This is a genomic window from Candidatus Magnetobacterium casense (assembly GCF_019173545.1).
GTDB lineage: Bacteria > Nitrospirota > Thermodesulfovibrionia > Thermodesulfovibrionales > Magnetobacteriaceae > Magnetobacterium > Magnetobacterium cryptolimnobacter.
On the sequence record NZ_JABXWD010000760.1, the window covers coordinates 1 to 1115 of the forward strand.

Below are 1115 nucleotides of genomic sequence, written 5' to 3' on the forward strand. Positions count from 1 at the left end.
TCAAGAAAGTCCTTGCACGTTATGGTCTTGGAATGTAGCGATATGCCGCAGTTTTCGGCAACAAGGCTGGCATAATGGCTTTCATCGTAGCCCTGTTCTTCAAACCGCCCGTGATACCCTTCCGGCCTGTTGAAGTTCGCCACATTCGCCGCAATGGAAGCCACAGCCCCCGAATCAATGCCACCTGACACGTACACCCCGGCATTGTCCTGCAAACACCACTGGATGTTCGACTCCAACAAGTCCCTCAGTTTGGCTTCAAACCACCGCTGCGTGTGATCGTAGTCAATGTTATAGCGCACCTGCCAGTAGTGTTTCGCTTCCACCTTGCCGTTCTTGACGGTCAGCATCTGCGCCGGAAGAAGCTCGTTGATCCCCTTGAACAGCGTCTTGCCCCCAAGGTAATACTGGAAGTGCAGGTAGTCCACCAGCCCCTCTATGTTCATCTCCACCTTCGGCAAGAAAGGCAGCAACGCCTTGGCTTCCGAAGCGAAGTAGAACTCATTACCCACGACTGCCCAGTACAGGGGCTTGCATCCCATCCGGTCTCTGGTGCATTCCAGTACGCCGTTCTGGTAGCGCACCTGTACGCCATTCACGCCGTCATGCAGGACTACCTCACCGTCTTTCTGCGTTCCTGTCCCGGCAAGGCCCATGTGACACGCATCCACAAAGTTCTGGCACTCTCCCCGGTGCTTCATGGTGTCTGTCATGCTGGCTATCTTGTCCAGCAGGCCAGAAACTGGCTGGCCTTTGAGGTTGACTATGCCTGCTACTAGGCTCACGGTTGCATCCATTTCCCGGCAGGGATGGCAGTAACGCCTTGGCTTCCGAACTTCATGAGCTTCAATACCTGTTTACACGCTTTGCAGGTCACATCTAACGGATTCGTGGTGTACCCTCCTTCTTTCATCACTGTCTGACCGCAGATTACCCATCGTTCTTTCTGCCATAGTTCTTCCGAACTGTAGTGGACTTTCTTGCTCATTCCTTGAACCCGGCCATGAAATCTTGTGACAGGCAACTCTCCCCATACAGGTATTCGATCCTGTTTATAGCAACCTTCGTGGCACAGAGTTGATCTTCTGTGTTGGGGTACTCTACCCCCGCCGTGC

1 protein-coding gene is annotated in these 1115 nt (G+C 53.5%); it reads right to left on the bottom strand.

The window, feature by feature from the left end; genetic code table 11:
• A partial coding sequence (locus HWQ67_RS19320; protein ID WP_218254326.1) for an asparagine synthase-related protein occupies positions 1–785 on the bottom strand: 785 nt, incomplete at its 3' end.
• Positions 786–1115: the final 330 nt, after the last annotated feature.